The organism is Arthrobacter sp. 2MCAF14, assembly GCF_052115645.1.
In the GTDB taxonomy this organism is placed as follows: domain Bacteria; phylum Actinomycetota; class Actinomycetes; order Actinomycetales; family Micrococcaceae; genus Arthrobacter.
In genome coordinates, this window is the sequence record NZ_JBFRHB010000001.1 from 341,251 (window position 1) to 364,135 (window position 22,885).

Annotated in this window: 21 protein-coding genes; 17 read left to right on the forward strand and 4 right to left on the reverse strand. The window is 64.3% G+C overall.

From position 1 onward, the window contains the following. The first annotated feature begins 25 nt into the window (after nt 1–25). Both leuC and leuD read left to right on the forward strand, forming a co-directional pair. The gene (gene leuC / locus AB4074_RS01570; RefSeq protein WP_441411794.1) at nt 26–1,480 is read left to right on the forward strand and encodes a 3-isopropylmalate dehydratase large subunit; all 1,455 of its coding nucleotides are present in this window, start codon (nt 26–28) and stop codon (nt 1,478–1,480) included. Nucleotides 1,481–1,489: 9 nt separating this feature from the next. Then, nucleotides 1,490–2,092, forward strand: coding sequence for a 3-isopropylmalate dehydratase small subunit (gene leuD / locus AB4074_RS01575; protein WP_441411795.1), 603 nt, complete (start codon nt 1,490–1,492; stop codon nt 2,090–2,092). Between the two features lie 111 nt (nt 2,093–2,203). Here leuD and AB4074_RS01580 read toward each other — a convergent pair whose 3' ends face one another. Beyond that, complete coding sequence (locus AB4074_RS01580) at nt 2,204–2,338, reverse strand: hypothetical protein (RefSeq protein WP_441411796.1); 135 nt, start codon at nt 2,336–2,338, stop codon at nt 2,204–2,206. Between the two features lie 284 nt (nt 2,339–2,622). Between AB4074_RS01580 and murA the strand changes: the two genes are divergently transcribed. The 4 genes from murA to AB4074_RS01600 are packed head-to-tail and all read left to right on the forward strand — an operon-like array spanning nt 2,623 to nt 6,969. Then, entirely contained in the window at nt 2,623–3,948 is a 1,326-nt protein-coding gene (murA, locus tag AB4074_RS01585; RefSeq protein WP_059387657.1) for a UDP-N-acetylglucosamine 1-carboxyvinyltransferase, read from the forward strand. An 11-nt stretch (nt 3,949–3,959) separates the two neighbouring features. Then, complete coding sequence (locus AB4074_RS01590; RefSeq protein WP_441411797.1) at nt 3,960–4,736, forward strand: lysophospholipid acyltransferase family protein; 777 nt, start codon at nt 3,960–3,962, stop codon at nt 4,734–4,736. After that, on the forward strand, nt 4,733–5,785 hold the full coding sequence (locus tag AB4074_RS01595) for an NAD(P)H-dependent glycerol-3-phosphate dehydrogenase (protein ID WP_441411798.1): 1,053 nt from the start codon (nt 4,733–4,735) through the stop codon (nt 5,783–5,785). Before AB4074_RS01590 ends, AB4074_RS01595 begins: the two co-directional genes overlap by 4 nt. Nucleotides 5,786–5,802: 17 nt before the next feature. Continuing rightward, complete coding sequence (locus tag AB4074_RS01600; RefSeq protein WP_441411846.1) at nt 5,803–6,969, forward strand: D-alanine--D-alanine ligase family protein; 1,167 nt, start codon at nt 5,803–5,805, stop codon at nt 6,967–6,969. A 54-nt stretch (nt 6,970–7,023) separates the two neighbouring features. Here the strand turns inward: AB4074_RS01600 and AB4074_RS01605 are convergent, their stop codons facing one another. After that, on the reverse strand, nt 7,024–7,539 hold the full coding sequence (locus AB4074_RS01605) for a DUF3515 family protein (RefSeq protein WP_441411799.1): 516 nt from the start codon (nt 7,537–7,539) through the stop codon (nt 7,024–7,026). A gap of 97 nt (nt 7,540–7,636) precedes the next feature. Here AB4074_RS01605 and thiL point away from each other — a divergent pair, with 97 nt between their 5' ends. Genes thiL through rsmD form a run of 4 tightly spaced genes read left to right on the forward strand, consistent with a single transcriptional unit; the run spans nt 7,637 to nt 12,606 of the window. Further along, nucleotides 7,637–8,650 (forward strand): thiamine-phosphate kinase, encoded by a 1,014-nt coding sequence (gene thiL / locus AB4074_RS01610; protein WP_441411800.1) that lies wholly within the window; start codon nt 7,637–7,639, stop codon nt 8,648–8,650. Nucleotides 8,651–8,672: 22 nt separating this feature from the next. After that, nucleotides 8,673–9,719 carry a DAK2 domain-containing protein gene (locus AB4074_RS01615; RefSeq protein WP_441411847.1) on the forward strand — a complete coding sequence of 349 codons (1,047 nt, stop codon included), beginning with the start codon at nt 8,673–8,675 and terminating at the stop codon, nt 9,717–9,719. Next, nucleotides 9,709–11,988, forward strand: coding sequence for an ATP-dependent DNA helicase RecG (locus tag AB4074_RS01620; protein ID WP_441411801.1), 2,280 nt, complete (start codon nt 9,709–9,711; stop codon nt 11,986–11,988). The genes AB4074_RS01615 and AB4074_RS01620 overlap by 11 nt, the downstream gene beginning before the upstream one ends. Before the next feature lie 51 nt (nt 11,989–12,039). Next, entirely contained in the window at nt 12,040–12,606 is a 567-nt protein-coding gene (rsmD, locus tag AB4074_RS01625; protein WP_441411802.1) for a 16S rRNA (guanine(966)-N(2))-methyltransferase RsmD, read from the forward strand. A gap of 20 nt (nt 12,607–12,626) precedes the next feature. Here rsmD and AB4074_RS01630 read toward each other — a convergent pair whose 3' ends face one another. Both AB4074_RS01630 and AB4074_RS01635 read right to left on the reverse strand, forming a co-directional pair. Beyond that, entirely contained in the window at nt 12,627–13,415 is a 789-nt protein-coding gene (locus AB4074_RS01630) for a spermidine synthase (protein ID WP_441411803.1), read from the reverse strand. Between the two features lie 2 nt (nt 13,416–13,417). After that, nucleotides 13,418–14,647: an aminotransferase class I/II-fold pyridoxal phosphate-dependent enzyme gene (locus AB4074_RS01635; protein ID WP_441411804.1), complete on the reverse strand. Its 1,230-nt coding sequence runs from the start codon at nt 14,645–14,647 to the stop codon at nt 13,418–13,420. A 105-nt stretch (nt 14,648–14,752) separates the two neighbouring features. Between AB4074_RS01635 and coaD the strand changes: the two genes are divergently transcribed. From coaD to ftsY, 7 genes are all read left to right on the forward strand, one after another. Next, entirely contained in the window at nt 14,753–15,238 is a 486-nt protein-coding gene (gene coaD / locus AB4074_RS01640; RefSeq protein ID WP_441411805.1) for a pantetheine-phosphate adenylyltransferase, read from the forward strand. 146 nt (nt 15,239–15,384) lie between these two features. Next, nucleotides 15,385–15,912: a YceD family protein gene (locus AB4074_RS01645; RefSeq protein ID WP_441411806.1), complete on the forward strand. Its 528-nt coding sequence runs from the start codon at nt 15,385–15,387 to the stop codon at nt 15,910–15,912. 32 nt (nt 15,913–15,944) lie between these two features. Then, nucleotides 15,945–16,148, forward strand: coding sequence for a 50S ribosomal protein L32 (gene rpmF / locus AB4074_RS01650; RefSeq protein WP_028264646.1), 204 nt, complete (start codon nt 15,945–15,947; stop codon nt 16,146–16,148). Between the two features lie 23 nt (nt 16,149–16,171). After that, nucleotides 16,172–16,903, forward strand: coding sequence for a ribonuclease III (rnc, locus tag AB4074_RS01655; RefSeq protein WP_441411807.1), 732 nt, complete (start codon nt 16,172–16,174; stop codon nt 16,901–16,903). A gap of 6 nt (nt 16,904–16,909) precedes the next feature. After that, nucleotides 16,910–17,902: a bifunctional DNA-formamidopyrimidine glycosylase/DNA-(apurinic or apyrimidinic site) lyase gene (mutM, locus tag AB4074_RS01660; RefSeq protein ID WP_441411808.1), complete on the forward strand. Its 993-nt coding sequence runs from the start codon at nt 16,910–16,912 to the stop codon at nt 17,900–17,902. Between the two features lie 97 nt (nt 17,903–17,999). Beyond that, nucleotides 18,000–21,593 carry a chromosome segregation protein SMC gene (gene smc, locus AB4074_RS01665; RefSeq protein WP_441411809.1) on the forward strand — a complete coding sequence of 1,198 codons (3,594 nt, stop codon included), beginning with the start codon at nt 18,000–18,002 and terminating at the stop codon, nt 21,591–21,593. Nucleotides 21,594–21,613: 20 nt separating this feature from the next. Continuing rightward, nucleotides 21,614–22,837 carry a signal recognition particle-docking protein FtsY gene (ftsY, locus tag AB4074_RS01670; protein WP_441411810.1) on the forward strand — a complete coding sequence of 408 codons (1,224 nt, stop codon included), beginning with the start codon at nt 21,614–21,616 and terminating at the stop codon, nt 22,835–22,837. Nucleotides 22,838–22,885: the final 48 nt, after the last annotated feature.

Below are 22,885 nucleotides of genomic sequence, written 5' to 3' on the forward strand. Positions count from 1 at the left end.
CCAACCGCAGTGAAGGGAGCAGGCCGTGGGAAAGACACTGGCCGAGAAAGTTTGGGATGCGCACGTGGTGCGCAAGGGCGAAGGCGAAGGAGCCAACGCCCAGCCCGATCTTCTGTTCATCGACCTGCACCTCGTGCATGAGGTGACCTCCCCGCAGGCCTTCGAGGGCTTGCGGCTGGCCGGACGCCCCTTGCGCCGCCCCGACCTCACCATCGCCACGGAAGACCACAACACGCCGACCCTGGACATAGACAAGCCGATCGCCGATCTGACCAGCCGCACGCAGATCCAGACTTTGCGCAACAACTGCAAGGAGTTCGGAGTCCGCCTGCACTCGCTCGGCGACGCCGAACAAGGCATTGTGCACGTCGTCGGCCCGCAGCTGGGCCTCACCCAGCCCGGCATGACGGTAGTCTGCGGCGATTCGCACACCTCGACCCACGGCGCCTTCGGAGCGCTCGCCATGGGTATCGGCACCTCGGAGGTGGAACACGTCATGGCCACCCAGACGCTGTCCCTCAAGCCGTTCAAGACCATGGCCATCAACGTTGAAGGCACCCTGCGCCCGGGCGTTTCGGCGAAGGACATCATCCTGGCCGTCATCGCCAAGATCGGTACCGGCGGCGGCCAGGGCTACGTCCTGGAATACCGTGGATCGGCCATCCGGGCGCTCTCCATGGATGCCCGCATGACCATCTGCAACATGTCTATCGAAGCCGGTGCCCGCGCCGGCCTGGTGGCTCCGGACCAGACGACCTACGACTACATGTACTGCCGCCCGCACGCCCCGCAGGGGGAGGAGTGGGATGCCGCCGTCGAATACTGGAACACGCTGCACACCGACGACGACGCTGCTTTCGACGTCGAGGTGGATCTCGACGCCGATACCTTGGAGCCGTTCGTGACCTGGGGGACCAACCCGGGCCAGGGCATTTCGCTCAACGAGGCGGTACCGTTCCCCGAAGACTTCGGTGACGAGAATGCCAAACTGGCGGCCGAGCGCGCGCTGCAGTACATGGGCCTCGAAGCCGGCACGCCCATGAAGGACATTCGGGTGGACACTGTCTTCCTCGGATCCTGCACCAACTCCCGCATCGAGGATCTCCGTGCCGCCGCCGATGTCATCCGCGGGCGGGAAAAGGACCCGAAGGTCCGGATGCTCGTGGTTCCCGGCTCGGCACGCGTCCGACTTGAGGCCGAAGCAGAAGGCCTGGACAAGGTGTTCAAGGAATTCGGCGCTGAATGGCGCTTTGCCGGCTGCTCCATGTGCCTGGGCATGAATCCGGACCAGCTGGAACCGGGGGAGCGCTGCGCATCCACCTCGAACCGCAACTTCGAAGGACGCCAGGGCAAGGGCGGCCGCACCCACTTGGTTTCGCCGGTCGTCGCCGCAGCCACCGCAGTACGCGGAACGCTGAGCTCGCCTTCGGACCTGGAGCCCGCCTCTGTTTCCGCATCCACCACCACCGACGCCGCCTAGGAGGGCCCCATGGAAAAGTTCACCACCCACACCGGCATCGGTGTCCCGCTGCGCCAGAGCAATGTGGACACGGACCAGATCATTCCAGCGGTCTACCTGAAGCGGATTACCCGTACGGGTTTCGAAGACGCGCTGTTCTCAGCATGGCGCAAGGACCCGTCCTTCATCCTGAACCAGGAACCGTTCAACGCCGGCTCCGTGCTTGTGGCTGGACCCGATTTCGGTACCGGCTCATCCCGCGAGCACGCAGTCTGGGCACTGAAGGACTACGGGTTCAAAGCCGTGCTGTCCTCGCGGTTCGCGGATATTTTCCGCGGCAACTCGGGAAAGCAAGGCCTCCTGGCGGCGGAGCTCGCCCAGGACGACATCGAGCTCATCTGGAAGGTCCTCGAAAACGCGCCCGGCACCGAAGTCAAGGTGGACCTCGTGTCCAAGACCGCTGTGTGCGGAAACGTCGTGGCACCCTTCGAGATCGATGACTACACCCGGTGGCGCCTCCTGGAAGGGCTGGATGACATCGGACTGACGCTCCAGCACGAGGAAGACATCACGGCCTACGAGGCCACGAGGCCTTCGTTCAAGCCCAAAACCCTGCCGGCGCGAATCCAGTAGATCAGCCGAAGAGGACCGGAGGCTGCCTGACTAGCTTTTGCACCTTGAAAGGACCGGTGCACCCGAATGAACGGGTGCGCCGGTCCTTTTCGTGTGCGTGGCACGTTGTGTTCATGGCCCGATCCCGGCGTTGCGCAGCTTCAACAAGAGTTCGGCACCGTCTTTCGCTTCTGGCCACATCCAGCGGACTACGGTCAAGCCCGTTGCCCTCAGGCGGTCCTCCCGGATCTTTTCGGCCTTCAGCACGTCTTCCGGGCTGCGTCCGGCCAGAAACTCGCCCAGCCATCGAATTCGCCCACGACGCCGTGTTCCGGCCAGTGCACCAGTTAAAGACCAAGGCACCCGAACTACCGGGTGCGCCCGTCTTTTCGGGGTGCGGAGTTGTTTCCGGCGCGCGCTCGCGGCACCACCGGCACCAGCAAACCCGCCTTCGCCACGCCCCTCCATTTCGAATCGCTAACGTCAGCTTTTATGCTTAGCTGGAGCCTTCGTAAGTGTGGGGGCATCAACTCGTGAGGAAACCGGTATAGATGAGTAGTGTTCTGACAATCCGCGGCGGCGTCCCGTTGACCGGCCGCGTCACCGTCAGAGGTGCCAAGAACCTTGTTCCCAAGGCCATGGTGGCTTCCCTCCTCGGCAACGAGCCCTCGGTGCTGCGGAACGTCCCGGAAATCAAGGACGTGGAGGTAGTCACCAGCCTGTTGCAGCTCCACGGCGTGACTGTTCAGAAGGATCCCGTCACCGGTGATCTCACCCTGGATCCCAAGAATGCGAAGACCGCGTCCAGCACCGCGATCGACGCCCACGCCGGGGACTCCCGTATCCCGATCCTGCTGTGCGGTCCGTTGATCCACGCCATCGGCGAAGCGTTCATTCCCGATCTCGGCGGTTGCAAGATCGGCGACCGGCCGATCGATTACCACTTGAACGTGCTCCGCCAGTTTGGCGCCGTCGTCGAAAAGCGCCCGGGCGGCATCCACATCTCCGCTCCCAAGGGACTCCACGGCGCCAAGATCTCGCTCCCGTACCCGTCGGTGGGAGCCACGGAACAAGTCCTTCTGAGTGCCACGCGCGCAGAGGGCATCACCGAACTGAGCGGTGCCGCTACCGAACCGGAAATCATCGACCTCATCGCCGTGCTGCAGAAGATGGGTGCCATCATCAGCGTCCAGACCGATCGCACCATCCGGATCGAGGGTGTTCGGGATCTGGGTGGCTACGACCACCGCGCATTGGCGGACCGCAATGAATCGGCGTCGTGGGCTTCCGCTGCCCTGGTGACCCGCGGAGACATCTTCGTGGAGGGTGCTTCCCAGAGGGACATGATGACCTTCCTCAATACCTACCGCAAGGTGGGCGGCGGCATGGATATCCGCGAGGACGGCATCCGTTTCTACCATCCCGGCGGAAAGCTGAGCCCGCTCGTCCTTGAAACCGATGTGCACCCGGGCTTCATGACCGATTGGCAACAGCCACTGGTGGTCGCCTTGACCCAGGCAGAAGGCGTGTCGATTGTCCACGAAACCGTGTACGAAAACCGCTTCGGCTTCACCGACGCCCTGACTCGCATGGGTGCAACCATCCAGGTCCACCGCGAATGCCTTGGCAGCGTGCCATGCCGCTTCGGCCAGCGCAATTTCCTGCACTCCGCGGTCGTCTCAGGACCCACTCCGCTGAGGGGCACCGACATCGACATCCCCGATCTCCGTGGCGGATTCAGCCACCTTATTGCGGCGCTCGCCGCAACCGGCACGTCCAGGGTGACCGGGATCGACATCATCAACCGCGGCTACGAGCGCTTCACCGAAAAGCTCGCCGGGCTGGGCGCCGATTTCGACCTCACCGAATCCAAGTAACGGGGGACACCTTGAAGGAATCGGCCCAGAGCCGTGCCATGTTCGCTGTTCTTGCGGGAATTGCGCGACCGCTCATGAACATCCTCATGGCAAAGAAGTGGGAGGGGACCGAAAAGCTCCCCGCGGGTGGCTTCATCGCCGCTCCGAACCACTGCACCGAGATCGACCCCATTGTCGTGGGGCACATGCTCTACAACATGAAGCGTCCACCGCATTTCCTCGCGAAAGCGGGCCTCTTCAAGGCCCCCGTCCTGGGTAGCCTGTTGCGCGCCGCGAACCAGATTCCAGTGGAGCGCTCGACGGCGGGGGCGAACCGTTCGTTGCAAGCCGCCCAGGAAGTGGTGGATGCCGGCGGTGCCATCATCATCTACCCGGAGGGCACCCTGACGCGCGATCCGGATTTGTGGCCGATGAAGGGTCACACGGGAGCGGCGCGCCTGGCACTCCAGACCGGTGCTCCCGTGGTTCCCATCGCCCATTGGGGTGCCCAAGAGGTGTTCCCCCGGTACGCCAAGCGCCTGCATGTCTTCCCGCGGAAGACATCCCGCATCTTGGTCGGCGATCCGGTTGATCTCAGCGCGTTCCAGGGCCGGCCGTTGGACCGGGCCACCCTGGTTGAGGCTACGGACGTCATCATGGACGCCATCACGGAGCTCCTTGCAACCTTGCGCGGGGAAGAACCGCCCAAGGAACGCTGGGACCCGGCCGCCCACAACCAGTCGAAGCACGGTCGCTTCGAAGCGACTGAAGGAACCTCGGGCGCCGACGGCACGGACGGACAGAAGTGACCTCCGGGGAAGAACTCATAGGCGATAACGGTGTTGTCGCCGTGCTTGGCGCCGGATCCTGGGGTACAACGTTCGCGAAGGTCCTGGCGGATGCCGCAATTGCCACCGGCGCGGAGCGCAGTATCCGCATTTGGGGCCGGCGGGACGAAGTAGTTGCGCAAATCAATGCGGAGCACCGCAACGTCCAGTACTTGAAGGACATAGAGCTGCCTGATTCCATCACGGCCTCAACAGATGTGGCAGAGGTCCTCGCGGGTGCCGGAATCGTGATTTTGGCGGTGCCGGCGCAGTCGCTGCGGCTTCAACTGCGCAAATGGAAACCACTGGTTGCCCCTGGCGCCGTGGTCGTTTCCCTCATGAAGGGCCTTGAACTCGGTACGGATTCCCGCATGAGCCAGGTCATTTCCGAGGAACTCGAGATTCCGCAGGAGCGGGTGGCCGTTGTTTCGGGGCCCAACCTGGCGATGGAGATCGCTCGCCAGGAACCGACGGCTTCCGTCGTGGCCTGCAGCGACGAAGCTACGGCCGCATCGTTCGCGCTCTATTGCACCGCACCGTACTTCCGCCCTTACACGAGCAATGACGTGGTCGGCGTCGAAATCGGGGGGATCGTGAAGAACGTGATCGCCTTGGCCGTCGGTATCTGCGAAGGCAAGCAAATGGGCGACAACACCAAGGCCTCGGTGATCACGCGGGGTCTTGCGGAGACCTCCCGGCTGGCCCTTGCCTTGGGCGGCGAGGCCCGCACTATGGCGGGCCTTGCCGGGCTGGGGGACCTCGTGGCTACCTGCTCTTCGCCCCTGTCCCGGAACCACACGGCGGGACGATTGCTCGGCGAAGGTTTGACCCTGGACCAGGTCACCGAGCGTATGACGCAGACGGCGGAAGGCATTAAATCCGGGTACGCTGTCTACGAACTAGCCGGAAAACTCGGTGTCGACATGCCGATCACCGCGGCCGTGGTAGCCGTCCTCGAAGGCAAACTGTCCGTTGATGAACTTGGGCCCAGACTCCTGGCCCGCTCCCTGAAGTCCGAAGGCGATTACTGACTGTGACCGAAGAATCCCTGTCTGCCGGAACTGCCGCTCCTGCTGGAGCTGCCGAGTCCGCGAAGCCGGCCGAACACAGGCGGCCTCGCGTCGCCGTACTCTTTGGCGGCCGATCCAGCGAGCACGCCGTCAGTTGCGTGACGGCGGCCGGGGTCATGGGCGCTATCGACAAGAGCAAGTACGACGTCGTCCCCATCGGGATAGCCAAGTCGGGGCAGTGGGTGATCCCTTCCACTGACATCAGCCAGTGGTCGCTGAGCGCGTCGGCCCTGCCTGAGGTGCTGCCCTCCGGGAGGACCGTAACCCTCGCTGAGGTAGGTGGAGCCCACCAATTGATCGTCACGGCACCGAATGCGGTGCCTGAGGAACTGGGCTCCGTGGATGTCGTGTTTCCGCTCCTGCACGGCCCTTGGGGCGAGGATGGCACCATCCAGGGCCTCTTGGAGCTGTCCGACACCCGTTACGTGGGAGCCGGAGTCCTCGCATCCGCCGTCGGCATGGACAAGCATTTCATGAAGGTCGTTTTCGAAGCCGCCGGACTGACGGTGGGACCGTATGTCGCCGTCACTGACCGTGAATGGATCAACGACGCCGAAGCCGTGCGCAAGCGCGTGGACCGCCTCGGGTTCCCGGTTTTCGTGAAGCCCGCCCGCGCCGGATCCTCGATGGGAATTTCCAAAGTGGACTCTATGGATGAGCTGGACGCAGCCATTGAAGAAGCACGGCGGCACGACCTCAAGCTGGTGATCGAGGCCGGCATTGTCGGCCGTGAGATCGAGTGCGCCGTCCTCGAAGGACGTGGCACGGCGGCTCCTCGGACCTCCATGCCGGGGGAAATCGCCGTCGCTCCCGGCGAACACGAATTCTACGACTTCAACGCCAAGTATGTGGAGGACGGCGCCGCGGCCCTTAGCTGCCCCGCCGATATTCCGGAGGAGGCCATTGCGCGCGTCCGCGAGCTTGCGGCGGCTGCGTTCGATGCTGTGGGTGCAGAAGGCCTGAGCCGCGTGGACTTCTTCTACACTCCGGACGGCGAACTCATCATCAACGAGATCAACACGATGCCCGGCTTCACACCGAAGAGCATGTATCCGCAAATGTGGGCGGCTTCCGGCCTGGGCTACGCCGAGTTGATCGACGAACTCATCTACCTGGCACTCAACCGGAAAACCGGCCTGCGCTGATAGTCGGCCCGGCTAATAACAGGCCTGCGCTAATAACCGGCAGGGCGGCGCCGGCTACTTGCCAGGAGCAGTCGTGGGCAGGTTCTGCAGCAGCTCCGGCTGGCCGACGCACTTGCGAACGGCCTTGATTTTCGCCGCGGCGGGTGCCAGATCGGCAAGGACCGTGGCGGAGCTGATCTTGTTCGGGTCCATGAGGATTTCAGTCGCGGGCTCGCGCCCGTACGTAGTCAGGGTCCATACCGGGTCGCCTTCCTTGATGACCCAGTCGACGTCGTTGACGGTGACGCAACGGTCCGTCGTGGGGCCGGGCACATTGACGCCGCAACGCAGAATCAATACAGACGGGTCGCCCCATGCCGCCGTGGCCTGGCTGTTGGTCTTCCGCAGGGCGGCGTCGCCGATGGTGTCCGGGAGCGACACCATCATGGGTGCGCAGGCAGCATTCGCGGCATCAGCCGCAGGCTTCACGTCGGCGACGGGAGAGCAGGCTGCAAGCGTAAGGATCGAAACCGCCGCGGCTGTCAAAGAACAGAGGGCGCGGACGTACACAGCGGCTTTCGTTTGTTGCATTGATCAAGCCTATCGCGGCTGCGGCAAACCGAGGATCGGGGCAGCGGACGCGAAGGGACAGCCCTTTGTTGTCGGCGGTTCGCGATAGCGTAGAGCTGTGTCCATAGAACAACAGACTGTCGGCGAGCTGTCCGAAGGCGAGCTCCTCGCGCGCATCTTTCCGCGCCTGAACCCCAGCAGCAGCGTGCTGCTCGGGCCGGGGGACGATGCCGCCGTCGTTGCCGCGCCGGATGGCCGGACCCTCATTTCCATCGACACCCAGACCCAGGACCAGGACTTCCGCCTTGAATGGAACAACGGATACCGGACCACGGGGTATGACGTCGGCTGGAAATCGGCAGCGCAGAATCTCAGCGACATCAACGCGATGGGCGGTACCGCAGTGTCCCTCGTCGTCAGCTTGACCATGCCGCCCGACACTAGCGTCCAGTGGGTCGAGGACTTCGCGGATGGCCTGACGGCCGGCATTGTCGGCTTGGGGGCTGCCGATTGTTCGGTTGCCGGGGGAGACCTGGGCCGTGGCCGCGAAATCGCGGTGACGGTCGCCGTCGTCGGGACAATGCACGGGCTCCCTGCTGTCCTGCGCTCCGGGGCAAATCCGGGAGACACCGTGGCCCTTGCCGGAACTGTTGGACGCGCCGCAGCCGGCCTGGCCCTGCTCGAAAGCACCATACCCGTAGGCGAGCTGAACGCTGCCCAGCGCGGACTCATGGATAGCCAGTGCCGGCCGCTGCCGCCTCTTGCCGCAGGACCGCTGGGTGCAAAGGCAGGAGCCACGGCCATGATGGATGTCTCGGACGGGCTTTTGCGCGACGGCGCCCGTCTCGCCGAAGCCAGTGGCGTGGCGCTCGACCTCGACCCCATCGCACTCAAGGCCCTCGCCACTCCCTTGGAAGCTGCCTCGGCTCCTCTTGGCCGCGATCCCATGGACTGGATCCTGGGGGGCGGAGAGGACCACGGCCTGTTGGCGACATTTCCAGCAAATGTTCAGCTACCTTCCGGCTTCACTGCGATAGGCTCGATCCAGGCCGTTGCCGAAGGACAGCACAGCGGCGTCCGGATAGCGGGAATCCCCGCTGACACCGTGGGATGGGATCACTTTGCAGACTAAGATTGCCGCCAATACGCACGCCATGAAGCGGTGGCTGGGCAAAGCGGAGACGACGCTCGGGAACCACAGCGACCGTCTCAACGCCATCAACATCTTCCCGGTGGCAGATGGCGACACCGGCACCAACCTCTACCTCACAGTCCGCGCTGCTGCTGCGGCATTCGCCGATCGGTCCACCGCGGACGAACCAGTGAACGACGTCGGAGCCGTTCTGGCAACGGCAGGACGCGCGGCCATGGAGCAGGCCCGGGGTAACTCAGGAACACTCTTCGCTGTCTTCTTGTGCGCAATGGCCGAGCCGCTGGCCGGGCACACGCGCCTCAGCGCGCCCCTGCTTGCGGCCGCACTGAACCGGGCCCAGATCCGGGCTTGGTCTGCCTTGAGCGAGCCGGTACCTGGTACCATGCTCTCCGTTCTCGAAGCTGCCGCCAGGGCAGCGGGCGAATGCGATAGTGCCCACAACGGCGACGACAGCAACCAGGCGTTGGGCCTGGCCCTCGATGCCGCCGTCAATGCAGCGCTGGACGCAGTAGTGCGAACCGAGGACCAACTGGCCCCGCTGCATGCGGCCCATGTAGTGGACGCGGGTGGGGTGGGCATGTTGTTGATCCTGGATTGCCTCCGTTCGGCTGTGCTCGGCGAAGAACTCCAGGATGAGCTCCTGGACGGGCTGCACGGCTATGACCTCCAGGATCCGCACATCCATGCGGGAATGCCTGACGACGACGGCGTCGAGGTCATGTGCACCATCAGCCTTTCACCGCTCGCCGCCGCCACGCTCCGTCAGCGATTGGACGAACTCGGCGACTCTGTCATCATGAGCCAGGTGGGCAGCGCGAACCCGGTGGGCAGCCCGTCTGGACCGAATGATTCCGGGGACGACGACGATGACGATGAGGACTCGGCGGAAGCCAGCTACCGGTGGCGCGTGCATGTCCACGTTCCGGACGCTGAACCAGCTGTGGCAGTCATCCGCGCACTCGGCGAGCCCACCGACATCTCCATCAGCCAGCTCTCGATGCCGCGCGACCCAGGCCTTCCGGCAGGCCAGCACGGGCATGAATACTGAGCTTCACCTTCCCCTCGAGCGGAGGATCGGCAAACGGTCGGCGTCCGTCATCGAGAAGCACCTTGGCCTGGGCACTGTCGGGGAGCTGCTTAACTACTTTCCCCGCCGCTACCTGAGCCGCGGGGAGCTCACGCCCATCAGCAAACTGCCGTTGGATGAAGAGGCCACCCTCATTGCCAGGGTCCTGTCCAATTCCACCCGGCAAATGCGGGCAAGGCGCGGATCGTTGACGGACGTCGTGGTCACGGACGAGGCCAGCGGTGAGCAGATTCCCGGAACCTTGAAAATCAGTTTCTTCAACGGTTTCCGCGCCCGCAGTGAGCTTCAGCCGGGCCGCCGCGTGATGTTCTCCGGCAAGGTCAGCCGCTACGGTGGATCCTTGGGCATGACCAATCCGGACTTCATGCTGCTCGACGAGGACCCGGAGCTTGCCGTTTCCGTCGATCCGGAAAAGCTGGCGGCCATGCCCATTCCCGTGTATCCGGCCACCGCGAAGCTCACCAGTTGGTCCATCCACAAGGTCATCACCACGCTGCTGGACACCATCGATGTGGACAGCATCGAGGATCCGCTGCCTGCCGAAATTGCGTCCCGGGAGAAATTCCTGGGGGTAGGGGAAGCGTATCGGCTGATCCATTCGCCGGAAACGGCGGCGGATTGGCAGCGCGCCCGTGACCGGTTCCGCTACCAGGAAGCACTGGTTCTGCAGACTGCCCTGGCGCGGCGCCGGGCCCAGTTGGCTGCAGAAGAGGCCACCGCTCGTCGGCCCGTGCCCGAAGGGCTCCTTGCTGCCTTCGACCGGCAGCTGCCGTTCACGCTGACTGCCGGCCAGGCTGCCGTCGGAAAGACGCTTTCGCACGAGCTGGCACAGGACTCGCCGATGAACCGCTTGCTGCAGGGCGAAGTTGGTTCCGGAAAAACGATCGTGGCCTTGAGGGCCATGCTGCAAGTGGTGGATGCCGGCGGGCAGGCGGCACTTCTTGCCCCCACGGAGGTCCTCGCGGCACAGCACTTCGATTCCGTCCGGAGGACCCTGGGCCCGCTGGCCCGGGACGGTTTGTTCGGAGGCGCCGGGATGCTGGGCGGGTCCGGATTGTTGGACAGCGACCCCGGGAATGGCCCCGGGTCGGTCCAGGTCGCCTTGCTGACAGGCTCCATGCCGACGGCTGCCCGCAAGCAAGCCATGCTGGACGCGGCCTCGGGCAATGCCGGCATTGTGATCGGCACCCATGCGCTGCTGAGTGACAAAACCTCGTTCCAGGACCTCGGGCTGATCGTGGTGGACGAGCAGCACCGCTTTGGGGTGGAGCAGCGCGACGCCCTGCGTGCCAAGGCCAACCGGCCGCCCCACCTGCTCGTGATGACCGCTACTCCGATTCCGCGCACCGTCGCCATGACCGTCTTCGGAGACCTCGAAACGTCCGTGCTGGACGAACTCCCTGCAGGCCGTGCACCCATCTCCACCCACGTTGTCGGGCTCGCGGAAAACCCGGGCTGGGCGGGCAGGATCTGGAAACGCTCGCGGGAAGAGATCGACGCCGGCCACCAGGTGTACGTCGTGTGTCCCAAGATCGGAGACGACGACGACGGCGACTTCAGCCCGGGCGAAGCGGAACCAAGCGACGCCGAACTTTCGGAGGAGGGCCCCGCGCGCGAGCTCGCTTCGGTGACCGCCGTCGTCGAAACGCTCAGCCAGGAACCCGCACTCCGCGGCGTCCGGGTGGAACCCCTCCACGGACGGCAGGATCCGGCACTCAAGTCCGAAACCATGGCCTCATTCACTGCCAACCAGACCCAGCTGCTGGTGTCCACGACAGTGATCGAGGTGGGCGTGGACGTCCATAACGCCACGCTTATGGTGATTCTTGATGCTGACCGCTTCGGCATTTCGCAACTCCACCAGCTGCGCGGGAGGGTGGGCCGCGGCGGTCTTCCAGGCACATGCCTGCTGGTCACGACGCTCGAGCCCGGCCATCCAAGCCGCAGGCGCCTTGACGCCGTTGCTTCGACTACCGACGGCTTCGAACTTTCCCAGGAAGACCTCAAGCTGCGCCGCGAAGGCGACATCCTGGGCGCCTCGCAATCCGGTGGGCGCTCCACCCTTAAGCTGTTGCGGGTCCTGGAACATGAGGACGTGATCGCCCGCGCCCGCACCGATGCCCAGCGGCTCGTCGCGGACGATCCCGGGCTGGAGGGCCAACAGGCCCTCGCCGCCGCGATTGACGAATATCTGAACCCCGAAAAGGAGGCGTTCCTTGAACGCGGCTAAGGAATCCACGCCTGAAGGCACGCCTGTGTGCGCCGCCCCTGGAGTTGGCCGGTGAGCCGGATCATTGCCGGCATGGTCGGCGGCAATCCGCTGGTCAGCGTCCCCGGAAACGCCACCAGGCCCACGACGGACCGCGTCAAGGAGGCCTTGTTCTCGCGGCTCGAGGCCCTCGACGCCATCGACGATGCCCGGGTCCTGGATCTTTATGCGGGTTCGGGGTCGCTCGGCATCGAAAGTGCCAGCCGGGGCGCGCGCTCGGCCGAACTCGTGGAATCTGACGCACGTGCCTCCGAGGTCTGCCAGCGAAACGCCGACATGGCCAACCAAGTGCTGGGACGGAGGATTGTCTCAGTCACTCGTTCCAAAGTGGAGTCCTTCCTGGAACGCGCGGCGCATGACGTTCTCTGGGACCTCGTGTTCCTGGATCCGCCCTATCCCTTGGATGAGCCTTCCCTGAAGGCTGTCCTCGCCAAGCTCGCCTTCCACCTCGATGAAGGCGCGGTGATCGTCGTCGAGCGTTCCTCACGGTCCCCGGAACCGGACTGGCCGGACACCCTCGAACGGTTTGCCGACAAGAAGTACGGCGAAACCAAGCTCTGGTTCGCCGAACCCGTCTAGCGCGAGCCCGAAAGGCGGCGCTAGCCCGATAGCCGGTCCAACTCCACTCCGCTCAGCACCACCGCGGGGTGCGGCCCACGGGCGAGGAGTTCCGCCGTCCATTCGGCCGGCCACGGCCGGCGCGTCCCCGCCAGGATGATGTTGCCGGGGTACCGGCCGGCGAACATGCCGCTCTCGGCGAAGGCCGCAACGTCGGGCATCGCCCGTCGCATCGCGGCGGCCTGGCTGCGCACCAGGGTCAGGGCCGCTTCGTCGCCGACATTGACGATGAGCACCCCATCGGGCCGGAGCCGCGCCGCGGCCTCTTCATAGAACTCCTGGCAGGCGATATGCGCCGGCGCCTCGGGACCGGAAAAGATGTCCAGGATCACGACGTCGAACTCGAGTTCCGTGGGCAGTTCGGCGAGGGTTTCGCGTGCGTCGCCAATATGGGTCTCCAAGAGGGTGCCGTCCGGCATGGGCAACTTCTGCAGCACGAAGTCGAGCAATTCACGTTCGAGTTCGACGGCGTGCTGTTCCGAACCGGGCCTTGTCGCCTCGATGTAGCGGGCCAGGGTCAAGGCCCCCGCGCCGAGATGAAGGGCAGTGATGGCTTGCCCGCCTGGCGCGAGCAGATCCACCACATTGCCTATCCTGCGCAGGTACTCGTAGAAGATTTCCGCGGGGTCCGCGAGATTGACGTGGGATTGCTCGGCGTCGCCGATGCGCAGGATGTAGGCGCCGTCAATCAGTGTGTCGGCCTCGATCGCGGCATGTCGGCCGGTGGCTCGCAGGAAGCGCCGTCCCTCGTGGTTTTGGCCGGTTGACACAGTCAGAGCTTGTCCCGCAGGGTGGCCAGCCTGGCGGCCGCTTCTTCCAGTACTTCGGTCTTCTTGCAGAACGCGAACCGGAGAAGGCTGCGCGTCCTTTCCGCGCCTTCCGGGTGGCAAAACACGGGAACGGGGATGGCCGCCACTCCTACGAGCTCCGGCAGTCGTCGGGCCAAGTCCACGGAGTCGTTGATGCCGAGGGGCGCAGTGTCGACGTTGATGAAGTATGTTCCCTGCGGCATGTAGACGCCGAAGCCCGCGGCCCGCAGTCCCTCGGCCAGGATGTCCCGCTTGTGCTGGAGAGTGGACGCGATGCCGGTGTAGAACTCATCGGGAAGGGCGAGGCCTACCGCGATCGCACTTTGGAACGGGGTCCCGGAACTGTAGCTGAGGAATTGTTTGACCGTGCGGATCGCCGCCACGAGGTGCGCCGGTCCGCTGAGCCAGCCGATCTTCCAGCCGGTGAACGAGAACGTCTTGCCGGCCGAGGAAATCGTGACAGTTCGTTCGGCCGCTCCCGGGATGCCGGCGACCGGAAGGTGCTGCATACCGAAGGTGAGGTGCTCGTAGACTTCATCGCTGAGGATCAAGGCATCGTATTTCCGCGCGAGCTCGACGACGCGTGCCAGCACCTCGCGAGGGAAAACCGCGCCCGTGGGATTGTGCGGATTGTTGAGGAGCACAACCTTCGTGCGCTCGCTGAATGCCGATTCCATCGCGTCCACGTCCGGAAGGAAGTCCGGCGCCAGCAAGGGAGCGGTCACATGCTTGGCCCCGGCGAGTCCGATGATGGCGCCATAGGAGTCGTAGAAGGGCTCGAAGGTCAGGACCTCGTCGCCGGCTTCGATGAATGCGAGCAATGCGGCGGCGATGGCTTCAGTGGCCCCGGTGGTCACAATGACCTCGGTCTGCGGGTCCGGGGTCAGTCCGTAGAAGCGTTCCTGGTGTGCGGCGATGGCCTCGCGAAGTTCGGGGATCCCTTTGCCTGGCGCGTACTGGTTGGCTCCCGCCGTGATGGCTGCCTGTGCTGCTGCCTTGATTTCCGCCGGACCGTCCTCGTCCGGGAATCCTTGGCCCAGGTTGATGGCTCCGGTGGACATTGCCAGGGTGGTCATCTCTTCGAAGATGGTCACTCCGAGGCTGCCGTCGGCCGAAAGCAGGTTGGCGCCGCTTGCGGCACGTTGCCAAGGTGCGGCGGACGTGTTTTGGCTGAGAGAGGCCGGGCTCGTCACTGTGGGGATGCCTTCCTGGGTGCTGGCTTCCGGCTCGTCCGGCCCGCCGTTTCAGCCATGGTATCGCCATAGTGCCTGCGGCCCCGGATGCGGTAGGTTCGAACCATGAGACGCGCAGTGTGCCCTGGCTCCTTCGACCCCATCCACAACGGACATCTGGAAGTCATTGCGAGGGCCGCCGGCCTGTTCGATGAAGTTGTCGTCGCCGTGTCCACCAACTATGCGAAGAAGTACCGCTTCGGCCTGGAAGAACGCATGGACATGGCTAGGCAGACACTTGCTTCCTTGCGGGGCATCATCGTGGAGCCCATGGGCGAGGGATTGCTGGCCGAATACTGTAGGCACCGGGGAATTTCGGCGATCGTCAAGGGCCTGCGCTCGTCCTCGGATTTCGACTACGAACTTCCCATGGCCACCATGAACCGCCAATTGTCCGGCGTCGAGACTGTCTTTCTTCCGGCGGAGGCCCACTACCTCCATTTGTCCTCCACGCTCATCAAGGAAATCTCCCTCTTGGGCGGCGATGTGTCCGATTTCGTGCCTAAATCGGTGCTCAAGAGGCTCCTCGCTGGCGGGTCGGCAGCGGAGTAGCTCCGCAACGGGTAAGCTGGATCGGTACCTCGGGCAGAACGCGTTGTAATTGACCCGGTTTGAGTCCGCTCACGCGTTCAGGCTAAGATGGTACGTCGGTCATATGTTCTACAGGAGTTCTCATTAAGCGAGATGCAAGTTCGCCTTTGACGCTGGACGTCAAGGACCTCGGACGTAGTCCAGGAAGCATGCGGACGCTCACGGAACATGTACCCGCGCCAAGTGACCTTGGCGTGGCACTCATTGGCGTTCAGGAAGGCTCGGATATCGAGCTCGACCTGAGGCTTGAGGCCGTACACGAAGGAATTCTGGTATCTGGAATCGTATTCGCTGAAGTCAAGGGCGAATGCGGACGATGCCTGGATCCCCTTGCGTATGACCTTGAGGTCAATGTGCAAGAACTTTTCTTCTATGAGGGCGTCGAGCTTTCGGACGAAGAAGACGATGAAGAGCAACGTCGAGTCGAGCACGATCTAATCGATCTTGAACCGGTGTTGCGGGACGCGGTTGTAACCATGCTGCCGTTCCAGCCGGTGTGCCGGGAAGACTGCCAGGGCCTCTGCTCAATATGCGGAGTGCGTCTGGAAGACGAGCCGGGGCACCACCACGAGGACCTGGATCCTCGCTGGGCTGCCCTAGCTGAACTGGCTAAGACCGACCGGCAAACTGATTAGTAAGTGCTGACTAAAAGAGAAATGAGATAGCCGTGGCTGTTCCCAAGCGGAAAATGTCTCGCGCAAATACACGCGCCCGCCGTGCCCAGTGGAAGGCAACTGCCCCCAACTTGGTCAAGACCATCGAAAACGGCCAGGTTGTTTACAGCCTGCCGCATCAGGCAAAGGTCGTAACCGACTCTGCCGGGACCGCGCTGTTCCTTGAATACAAGGGCCGCAAGGTCGCTGACGTCTAAATCCGCCAAAAGGCTGATAAAGGATGTCTTCAACTGAAGAGCTTCTGAAGCGTCTCGGTGTCTCCATTGACGCCGAGACGCTTCGTCTTGCTCTGACGCATCGTTCATACGCGTATGAAAATGGCGGGATTCCCACCAATGAGCGCCTCGAGTTCCTGGGCGACTCCATCCTGGGCTTCTCCGTGACCGATTCGCTGTACCGCGACAACCCGGCGCTGCCGGAAGGCGACCTAGCGAAGCGACGCTCCGCCGTCGTCAGCACCCGCGCGTTGGCGGGTATCGGCCGGGACCTTGGCATCGGCGAATTCATCTACCTCGGGCAGGGCGAAAGGCTCACCGACGGTAAGAACAAGTCTTCAATCCTTGCGGACACCATGGAAGCGCTCATCGGCGCCACCTATCTTTCCAACGACATTGAGACCGCCCGGCAGCTCGTCATGCGGCTCGTTGGGCCCTTGCTCAAGGACGCCGCAGCCCTCGGTGCCGGCACCGACTGGAAGACCAGCATGCAGGAGCTTGCCGCCAGCCGTCAGCTCGGGTCCATCTACTATGCAGTCGAAGGCTCCGGCCCGGACCACGCGCGCAGCTTTGAGGCAGTGCTCCAGATCGGCGGCACCGCCTACGGCAAAGGCACGGGCCACTCCAAAAAGGAAGCCGAGCAGGAAGCCGCCGCAGATGCGTGGCGCACGCTCAACAGCAAGGTCACGCTGAACAGCAAAGCCGACTCTCCGGCTGATCCTGCGCATAGCGCCTGATTCCACATGCCGGAACTGCCCGAAGTCGAAGTGGTCCGCCGCGGCCTGGCACGTTGGGTGCGCGGCCGGACCATCACGGCCGTGGAGGTCCTGGATCCCCGTTCCATCCGCCGCCACACCTTGGGCACAGAGGACTTTATCGGCAACCTTGAGAACTCCACGGTTTTGGATGTCGTCCGCCGCGGTAAGTTCCTGTGGATGCCCCTGCGAACCGAGGAACCCCGCAGTGCGGGCAACGCCGCCGAACTGCCAGGCGGGGCAGTGTCCGCCGAAACGATGCCCGGCGTCGCGCTGATGGCGCACCTCGGTATGAGCGGGCAGCTCCTCATGCAGGCCCCTGCGGTCCCCGATGAGAAGCACCTCAAAGTCCGTCTCCGTCTTAGCAGCTCCGACGGCATGCCCGAGGAGTTGCGGTTTGTGGACCAGCGGATCTTCGGTGGACTGTTTGTCACTTCCCTTGTACCGACGTCCGACGGCGGCCCCGGCGGCCAGGGCGAGACGCCCCTTCCTGAAATTGCCGAAGAAGCCTCGCACATCGCCCGCGATCCGCTGGACCCGCACTTTTCCTTTGACGAGTTCTACCGCAAGGTCAAAGCCCGCAAGACCGGTCTCAAGCGTGCCCTGTTGGATCAGGGTGTCATCTCCGGGATAGGCAACATCTATGCCGATGAAGCTCTCTGGCGGGCCAGGCTCCACTATGCCAAGCCGACAGACACCCTCAAGCGGACCGATGCCGTGAGGCTCGTCGACGCCGCGAAGGAAGTCATGAGCGACGCCCTCGCCGCCGGTGGGACGAGCTTTGATTCGCTCTACGTCAATGTCAACGGAGCTTCGGGATACTTCGCGCGGTCCTTGGATGCCTACGGCCGGGAGGGCGAGCCGTGCAGGCGTTGTTCCGCCGTTGGACTTCCCGGTGTGATTAAACGGGAGCAATTCATGAACCGCTCCTCGTACACTTGCCCGATCTGCCAGCCGAAGCCGCGCAACGGCCGCTGGTAGCACGGATTCGCCGGTTTGCCCCGCAAATCCGGGGATTTCCGCCGTCGGGCAGTAGATTGAGAACGGGAATTCAGCCACTCAGGAGATCCGAAACACCTTGCATCTGAAAAGTTTGACTGTCCGGGGCTTCAAGTCGTTCGCGTCGGCCACGACGTTCGACTTCGAGCCGGGCGTCACCGCCGTTGTCGGCCCCAACGGTTCGGGCAAGTCCAATGTGGTTGACGCGCTGGCCTGGGTCATGGGCGAACAAGGTGCCAAGACCCTGCGCGGCGGCAAAATGGAAGACGTCATCTTCGCCGGCACATCGGGGCGTCCCCCTCTTGGTCGGGCGCACGTTGCCCTGACGATCGACAATGCCGACGGCGCCTTGCCGATCGAATACAGCGAAGTCACCATTTCCCGCACGCTGTTCCGGACGGGAGGATCCGAGTACGCCATCAACGGCTCGCCATGCCGCCTCCTGGACATCCAGGAGCTGCTCTCGGATTCAGGTCTTGGTCGGGAGATGCACGTGATCGTGGGGCAGGGGCAGTTGGACCGCGTCCTGCACGCCACCCCCGAGGACCGCAGGGGATTCATTGAAGAAGCCGCAGGTATCCTCAAGCACCGGCGTCGCAAGGAAAAGACCGTCCGCAAGCTGGAAGCCATGCAGGCGAACCTGCAACGCCTTGGTGACCTCACGGCGGAAATCCGCCGTCAACTCACGCCGCTGGGCAAACAGGCCGAAGTCGCCCGCCGCGCCCAGACCGTGCAGTTCGACGTCCGTGACGCCAAATCCCGGCTCTTGGCCGATGATCTCGTCCAGCTCACCCGGACGTTGGAGAAGGACGTCGCCGACGAAGCCGCGTTGAAGGAGCGCCGCGAGGTGGTCGAAGCGGAGCTCGGCGCAGGCCGCCAACGCCAGCTCCGGCTTGAGCAACTCGCAGCTGAGGCCACTCCTAGGCTGAATGCCGCCAGGGACAACTGGTACCAGCTGTCGGCAACCAGGGACCGGCTTCGCGCCCTGGGATCGCTCGCTACCGAGCGCCGCCGTCTCCTTGGCGCCTCCGATGCTGCCCCGGATTCAGGCCGCGACCCGGACCACCTGGACCGCCAGGCCGCCCGGGTCCGGCAGGAACAGTCGGAACTGGAGCATGACATCCTGGCGAAGCAAGCAGGCCTGCTCGACGCTACGGCAGCCAAACAGGAAGCCGAGAACCTGGCCGCGGCCGAGGACAAACGCCTGACGGCCGTGTTGCGGGCAGCAGCTGATCGCCGTGAAGGCCTCGCGAAACTCGTAGGCCAATTGGCTGCCGCACGCTCCCGGGCCGAGGCGGCCGAGGCTGAGCGGGGCAGGCTCAGGGACTCGCTGGCAGCCGGTGAGGAACGCCGTCGGCACGCGCAAAGTGAGTTTGCGGCCCTCGAGTCGCAGGTGGCCGGCGTCGAAGACGGCGAAGAAAGCCTCGACGCCGAATACGAGGACGCCAGCGCCCTTCTTGACGGGATCAACGCCGAGATCGAAGCGTTGAAAACTGCCGAACGCGATGAAGTCCGCGAACGCGATGCGCTCACCGCCCGCCGCGATGCTTTGCAGCTTGGACTCAACCGCAAGGATGGTTCTTCGCGGCTTCTGTCCTCGGACCACCCTGGAGTCCTGGGTTCGCTTGCTTCCCTCCTGACGGTGGAGCCCGGGTATGAGACGGCCGTGGCCGCAGCACTTGGCACTGCTTCCGACGCCGTCGTGGTGGCAGACAGCGCGGGGGCCGTCGCCGCGATGGAACTGTTGAAGGACGCCGACGCCGGACGCGCCTCGCTTTTGGTGGCAGGCGCTGCACCCTTAGCGGATCCCGAGCCTGGCCTGCGGGAATTGCCGATGCTGCCTGACGGTGCGCGCTGGGCCGCCGGGTTGGTGGCGACTGACGCCCCCGAAGCGAGTGGCGCAAGGACCCTTCTGGCGTCCACCGCCGTCGTCGACGACTTGCACGCGGCGGCAAGCCTCATTGCCGGCAACCCGGAGCTTACCGCGGTGACCCTCGAAGGCGACGTCTTCAGGGTCCTGACGGTGGACGGCGGATCGGCCACGGCGCCGTCGCTCCTTGAGGTCCAAGCAGCAGTGGACGACGCCGGCACCCGGCTCCTGGAGCTCACGACCCGTCTTGAGCGGGGAAAGTTCGCCCTTGCTGGAGCCGAAGCGCGCCGGGCCGACGCCCAGGAACGTGCGAACGCCGCGCTGGACAAACTCCACGACTCGGATGCCCGCCTGGCCGCCGTCGCGGAACGGCTTGGCCACCTGAATTCCCAGTTGCGCAGCGCCGTCGCGGAACGCGATCGAATGGCGGAGTCCCTGGCCAAAGCCGAACTGAACATCGCCGTGGCAGAGGAATCCCTTGAGCTTGCGGCGGAACGGCTGGCCGCGGCAGAAGAAGCCCCCCAGGAGGAAGAGCCTTCCACGGAGCACCGCGATGCCTTGGCCAGGGCTGCCAGCGACGCCCGGTCCCGTGAGATGGAGGTCAGGCTGGGCTTGCGGAGTGCCGAGGAACAGCTCGCCGCGACCAGCAACCGGGCCGCTTCCCTCGAACGGGCCGCCGCGAGCGAACGGCGGGCACGTGAGGAAGCCGCGCGCCGGGCCTTGCGACGCAAAGCCCAAGCCGAGCGGGCCTCAGCCGTTGCTTCCGCCGTCGAACAGACTGTGCGTTTCGTTGACGTTTCAGTGGACCTCGCCGCCCGCGCCCGCGATCTCGCCGAGGCAGTGCGGGAGCAGCGCGAAAGGGAACTAGGCGATGTCCGGAGCAGTAACGAGAAGCTGGCCCAGGAGCTGGCGGGACTGACGGATTCCGTCCACCGCGACGAACTCGCCCGAGCCCAGCAAAGGCTCAGGATCGAAGCGTTGGAAACCCGCTCCATCGAGGAGCTGGGCCTGTCGGCGGAACAACTCGTGGCCGACTTCGGTCCGGAGCAGCCCGTTCCCGTCCCCGCCGCTACTGTCGACAAGTGGGCAGAACTCCGCGCGCCGGTGGACGAAGACGGTAACGCCATTGCCGAGGGTGTTCCCTTTGTCCGCGCCGAGCAGGAGAAACGGCTCCGCAAAGCCGAACGGGACCTCGCAGCCCTTGGCAAAGTGAACCCCTTGGCGCTTGAGGAATTTGCGGCACTTGAGGAACGCCACCAATTCCTGAGCACGCAGCTGGAAGACCTCAAATCCAGTCGCAAAGACCTTTTGGACATCATCAAGGAAGTTGACAACCGCGTCCAGCAGGTCTTTGCCGAGGCCTTCGCGGATACCTCCAAGCAGTTCGACCACGTCTTTGCGAGGCTCTTCCCCGGTGGGGAGGGCAAATTGGTGCTGACAGACCCCGATGACATGCTGACCACCGGCATTGAAGTGGAGGCAAGGCCTGCCGGCAAGAAGATCAAGCGGTTGTCCTTGCTTTCCGGTGGCGAACGGTCGCTGACGGCTGTCGCGTTGCTCGTGGCGATTTTCAAGGCGCGGCCTTCGCCGTTCTACGTCATGGACGAAGTGGAAGCCGCGCTGGACGATACGAACCTGGGCAGGCTCATCACGATTTTCGAAGAGCTGCGCGAGTCCAGCCAGCTGATTGTCATTACGCACCAAAAGCGGACCATGGAAGTCGCGGACGCCCTCTACGGAGTGACAATGCGGGGCGATGGCGTGTCCACCGTCATCAGCCAGAGGCTCGGTGCCGAGGTCTAGCTTTGTGAGAAGCTAGGGGAGTGAACGATCTCCTCCCCATTATTTTGTCCATTGTCGCTGCCATCGTGGTGGTCGGAGGGCTGATTCCTGTCCTGCTCAAGGCGCGGAAGTCCTCCTCGACTTACGCTGGAACGCGCGACGCCAACGACCCCGCTGACAAGGCGCCGGCAGGCGGCGGAACGATCGTCGACGACGCCCCCGGGACCGCGCCGGATCGCACGGCGCCGGGACCCGTCGTCGAACCCGCCGAGCTCGCTGTACCGGAGACCGACGTTCCGGATGACGCCGCGGGCCTGGAACTCATCCAGGTGGAGACCCCTGCGCCTGTCGAGGGCCGCCTCAACCGGCTTCGGGCGCGACTGGTCAAATCCAACAGCATTCTCGGCAAGGGGCTCCTGGCCCTGCTTTCGAGCGACAAGATCGACGAAAACGTCTGGGACGAAGTCGAAGAAACACTGCTCCTTGCCGACCTCGGCTCCGAGCCCACCATGCAGCTGGTCGATGCCCTGCGTGCACGGGTAAAAGTGCAAGGCACCCGCAGTCCAGAGGACGTCAAGGCACTCCTGCGCGAGGAACTCATCAAGCTCGTGGACCCGACGATGGACCGCAGCCTGAACGTGGAACGCAAGGGAGCCCACCCGGCCATCATGATCGTCGTCGGCGTCAACGGGGTCGGTAAGACCACCACCGTCGGCAAGCTCGCGCGCGTTCTCGTCGCCGAAGACAAGGACGTCCTGCTGGGCGCGGCCGACACCTTCCGTGCGGCGGCTGCGGAGCAGCTCGCCACATGGGGCCAGCGTGTCGGCGTCGCAACCGTCAGGTCGCACGTCGTCGGCGCGGACCCCGCCTCTGTCGCCTATGAAGCAGTCAAGGCCGGCATTGAGCAGGAAGTGGATGTCGTGATGATCGACACCGCCGGTCGCCTGCAGAACAAGGTGGGCCTCATGGACGAGCTCAGCAAGGTCAAGCGCGTCATCGAGAAGCTGGCCGAAGTGGACGAAGTCCTTCTGGTACTGGACGCGACCACCGGCCAAAACGGCCTGAACCAGGCCAAGGTCTTCTCCGAAGTAGTCAACATCACGGGAATCGTCCTCACGAAGCTGGACGGCACCGCGAAGGGCGGGATCGTCGTCGCCATCCAAAAGGCCCTTGGCGTGCCGGTCAAGCTCGTCGGCCTCGGCGAAGGACCCGACGACCTCGCGCCGTTCGAGGCCGAAGCCTTCGTCGACGCCCTGCTCAACTAGCCGCGTCCAGCCCAACTGGCTCGCAGTTGATGGCGTTTTCAGAGCTCA